The organism is Saccharomonospora iraqiensis subsp. iraqiensis (assembly GCF_000430445.1).
Lineage (GTDB): Bacteria > Actinomycetota > Actinomycetes > Mycobacteriales > Pseudonocardiaceae > Saccharomonospora > Saccharomonospora iraqiensis.
The window spans coordinates 4,195-8,612 of the sequence record NZ_KE387117.1 but is presented as its reverse complement, the minus strand read 5'-3'; the positions used below and the strand labels follow the sequence as shown (position 1 = coordinate 8,612).

Below are 4,418 nucleotides of genomic sequence, written 5' to 3'. Positions count from 1 at the left end.
GCCGCGGCCCGGCCGAACAGCTCGTGCCGTGCCAGTCCGCGTAACCCGGCACCGGGCCGGTTCCCGCCGCCGGCGGTGCGTACCCCGGTCACCGGGCTCACCGCGCCCGGACCGCGGTCAGCGGGACGAAGGCGGGCTCGGACCGGTGCTCGATCCGCACCTCGGTGACCTCGGGCGCGACCGCCCGCACCAGGTCGGTGACCGTGCCCGCGGCCTCGTCGGAGCCGTCCGTCACGGTCACCGAGGCCACCCCGTCGGCCAGCCCGTCCAGCTCCGCCCGGATGTCCGGTGCGGCGTCGGCGAGCACCGCCCGGATCCGGGTCTCCGGGCCGTGCGGGTGCAGGTCGTGCGCGAGCAGCAGGTGCCCCACCAGCGGGTCGTCGGCCAGCGCGGCGACGACCGTGTCGTCGGCGGCCCGCACGATCCGTTCGAGTGCCTCGCCGTACACGTCGGCCAGGGTCTGCACGGTGGCGCCGGCGGCCTCGTCGGCGCGGTCGGCGAGACCGGCCAGCAGTTCCTCGAGCGTCGACAGGCGCTCGGTGAGTTCGTCGTCGTCCCACATCGGACCGCTCACTGTCCCGGGTGGGCCGCGCCGAACGTCGGCGAGGCGATCTTGTCGAGGGTCTTGCCCTCGCCGAGGTACATGTGCACCCCGCACGGCAGGCACGGGTCGAAGCTGCGCACCGTGCGCATGATGTCGATGCCCTTGAAGTCCTCCCGACCGTTCTCCTCGAAGATCGGCTGGCCCTGCACGGCGTCCTCGTACGGGCCGGGGGTGCCGTAGCTGTCCCGGGGGCTGGCGTTCCACGGTGTCGGCGGGTACGGGTGGTAGTTCGCGATCTTGCCGTCGCGCACCACGAGGTGGTGCGACAGCACCCCGCGCACGGCCTCGTGGAAGCCGACGCCGACGGCCTCGTCCGGCACCTCGAAGTCGGTGAACACCTTCGTGTTGCCGGAGCGCACCTCCGCCAGGGCCTTCTCGACGAAGTGCAGCGCCATGCCCGCGGCGTAGGCGACGAAGTACATCCGTGCCCGGTCGCGTTCGAGGGTGTTGGCGTACTTCGGCGGACGCCACTCGAACCGCATCTCCTTGGTCTGCGGGGTGGCGGGCAGGTCGATGCGCACCGCACCGCCGGTGGCCTTGACGTACGGGGTGTCCACCAGCCCGTTCAGCGCGGTCGCCCACAGCCGGGCCAGCGGGCCGCCGCCGGTGTCCAGCGCGAGGTGCTCCTGACTGCCCGGGTCGAACCAGCGGGGGCTCATCACCCAGCTGTAGTTGCCGTTCTCCAGGTCGCGGCCCTGCGGGGCGGGCAGGGTGGTCTGGTTCCACGGGTGCCGCTTGTCCACCGGGTTGCCCAGCGGGTCGCGGTCGACGAACGTCTGCTCGTTGGTCCAGTCGTCGTAGTAGGAACTGCCGAGCAGGATGCGCATGCCGAGGTTGATGTCGACCAGGTTGTTGGTCAGCAGTTCGCCGTCGACGACGATGCCCGGGCTGACGAACATGTCCTTGCCCCAGGAGCCCATGTTCTCGTAGCGGTAGTCCACGCTGTACGGGTCCTGGAAGCATCCCCAGCAGCCGAGCAGGATGCGGCGCCTGCCGACCTCCTCGTAGCCGGGCAGGGCGTCGTAGAAGAAGTCGAACACGTCGTCGTTCATCGCCACGGCCTGCTTGATGAAGTCCAGGCAGCGCATCAGCCGGGAGAGGTAGTCGGTGAACACCTGCGGGGTGGCCACCGTGCCGACGCCGCCCGGGTAGAGCGTGGACGGGTGGACGTGCCTGCCCTCCATCAGGCAGCACATCTCCCGGGTGATGCGGGAGACCTCCAGCGCCTTCTTGTAGACCTCGCCCTCGAACGGGTTGAACGCCCGCATGATGTCGGCGATGGTGCGGTGCCCGTGCAGGTCGCCGCGCGGTGCGTCGGTGGTCTCGGCACGCTTGAGCAGGCCCGGGTTCGTCTCGGCGACCATGCGCTCGCAGAAGTCGACGAAGACCATGTTGTCCTGGAAGATCGTGTGGTCGAACATGAACTCGGCGGCCTCGCCGAGGTTGATGATCCAGTCGGCCAGCGGCGGCGGCTTCACGCCGTAGGCCATGTTCTGGGCGTAGATCGAGCACACCGCGTGGTTGTCGCCGCAGATGCCGCAGATGCGGCTGGTGATGAAGTGCGAGTCGCGTGGGTCCTTGCCCTTCATGAACACGCTGTAGCCGCGGAACAGTGACGAGGTGCTCTTGCACTCGGCGACCTCGTTGTTCGCGAAGTCGACCTTGGTGTAGATGCCGAGGTTGCCGATGATGCGGGTGATCGGGTCGAAGTTGACCTCGACCAGCTCCCGCTGGGTCGCGGCGCTGACCTCGGACTGGGTCTGTGCCATGCTGTGTCGCTCCTGCGTGGTGGTTCGGAATCAGACGGATTCGGGATAGCGGGGCTGGTAGCCGCTGGTGAGCTTCGGGCCGGGGTGGCGCCACTTGGGTTCGGTGTTGGCGCTGCGGTTGGTGATGCCGCGCATCCGGCGTACGAACGGCCCGTAGACCGACAGCAGCGCCGACGAGAACGACCCGCCCGGTGGTTCGTCCATGAACGGCATGAACTTGTCCGGGAAGCCGGGCATGGTGCAGCCGATGCAGATGCCGCCGACGTTCGGGCAGCCGCCGACGCCGTCCATCCAGCCGCGCTTGGTGACGTTGCAGTTGACCACCGGGCCCCAGCAGCCGATCTTGACCTGGCACTTCGGGGAGTTGTAGTCGTAGGCGAAGTCGGCCTGCTCGTAGTAGCCGGCGCGGTCGCACCCCTCGTGGACCGTCTTGCCGAACAGCCACGTCGGCCGCAGCTGCTCGTCCAGCGGGATCGTCGGGGCCAGCCCCGCGGCCTGGTGCAGCACCCAGAGCAGGGTCTCCATGAAGTTGTCCGGCTGTACCGGGCATCCGGGGACGTTGATCACCGGAAGTCCCCCGGCCGACCGGAAATCGTCACCGAGATAGTCGACGAGTCCCATGCATCCCGTCGGGTTTCCCGCCATCGCGTGAATTCCGCCGTAGGTCGCGCACGTCCCGATCGCGACGACCGCCCACGCTTTCGGGGCGAGTTCGTCGATCCACTTGTTGAGGGTCTTCGGTTTCCCGGTCTCCGGGTCGTTTCCCATGGCCGTCCAGAAACCGTCCCCGTCGTGGATGTTCTCGTTCGGGACCGACCCCTCGACGACGAAGACGAACGGCGCGTCCAGTTCGCCCTGCGCCGCCGCGCGGAACGGCGCGAGGAAGTCGTCCCCGGTCTCGTAGGCGAGCACCTTGTTGTGCAGGTGCACCTTGGGGATGCCGGGCACGGCCCGCAGCACCACGTCCTCGATGCTGGGCAGCGACGCCGCGGTGACCGACACCGTGTCGCCGTCGCAGCTCATTCCTTCCGACGTCCACAGAATGTGGATCTCGTCGACTCCGGTTCCGGTCGCCTCTGTGCTCATGGGACACAGCATGCAACCCTGTGCGGCCGGCCGCAGTCTCCCGTACACACTCGGAGCACCGTCGTTTGGACCGCTCCCGGACAGGGTATCCGGCACGGTTTCCCGTTTTCCGCGGAGCCCGGACGCCGCTTTTCGCGTCAATTTGTGCCCGGCGACGGGAACGTCGTAGCGTGAGGTGATCGCGACAACACGTCGCCGACACCGGATCGATTTTTCGATCATTTTCCGGATCTCTCGACGAGCAGGGGACGGGACGGCCAGTGCAGCAACGTCAGTACTTCGAACAGCGCGTCGACGACGCGTTCGGGGCCAGGCGGGCGCCGTTGGAGGCGCTGCTGGCCGAGGCCGGTCCGGTGGCGCGGGCCTGTCACGCCATGGCGGAGCGCTTCCACGCCGGCGGCAAGCTGATCGTGTTCGGCAACGGCGGCGAGTCGACCGACGCACAGCACCTCTCCGTGGAGTTCGTCCACCCCGTGGTCGTGGGCAAGCGCGCACTGCCCGCGATCTCGCTGACCGCCGACGTCGCCACGCTGACCGGGATCGCGGCGCGAGAGGGCTTCGCCGAGGTGTTCGCCCACCAGCTGCGGTACCTGGCCGTGGGCGACGACATCGCGCTCGGCCTGTCCGTCGACGGCGGGTGCGCCAACGTGCTGCGCGGACTCGAACAGGCACACGAGGCGGGGCTGCTCACGGTCGCGCTCGTGGGTGGCGACGGCGGGGCCCTCGCCGCGAGCCCGGCCGTGGACCACCTGCTACGCGCCACGTCGGACGACCCCCGTGTGATCAAGGAGGTGCACGTGACGATGTATCACGTCCTGTGGGAGCTGGTGCACGTCTTCTTCGAGCACCCGGGCGTGCTCACCCCGGAGGCCGCACGGTGAGCGCGGAGCAGGTCCGGCCACCGGGCACCGGAGCCGACGATGACCCCGCCGCGCACCGCGCGGCCGACGGGCACGGCG

General features: G+C 69.1%; 4 protein-coding genes. 1 reads left to right on the top strand and 3 read right to left on the bottom strand.

Translation table 11 applies throughout. The features are described from left to right. Positions 1–97 precede the first annotated feature (97 nt). Genes ACTIR_RS0117335 through ACTIR_RS0117325 form a run of 3 tightly spaced genes read right to left on the bottom strand, consistent with a single transcriptional unit; the run spans position 98 to position 3,459 of the window. Positions 98–562, bottom strand: a complete 465-nt coding sequence (locus ACTIR_RS0117335; protein WP_026455227.1) for a hypothetical protein — start codon at positions 560–562, stop codon at positions 98–100. 8 nt (positions 563–570) lie between these two features. Then, positions 571–2,373, bottom strand: coding sequence for a nickel-dependent hydrogenase large subunit (locus ACTIR_RS0117330; RefSeq protein ID WP_007024155.1), 1,803 nt, complete (start codon positions 2,371–2,373; stop codon positions 571–573). 30 nt (positions 2,374–2,403) lie between these two features. Continuing rightward, on the bottom strand, positions 2,404–3,459 hold the full coding sequence (locus ACTIR_RS0117325) for an NADH-quinone oxidoreductase subunit B family protein (protein ID WP_026455226.1): 1,056 nt from the start codon (positions 3,457–3,459) through the stop codon (positions 2,404–2,406). 260 nt (positions 3,460–3,719) lie between these two features. On the opposite strand from ACTIR_RS0117325, the gene ACTIR_RS0117320 reads away from it, so the two are divergent. After that, the gene (locus tag ACTIR_RS0117320; protein ID WP_026455225.1) at positions 3,720–4,340 is read left to right on the top strand and encodes a D-sedoheptulose-7-phosphate isomerase; all 621 of its coding nucleotides are present in this window, start codon (positions 3,720–3,722) and stop codon (positions 4,338–4,340) included. The last annotated feature ends 78 nt before the right edge of the window (positions 4,341–4,418 follow it).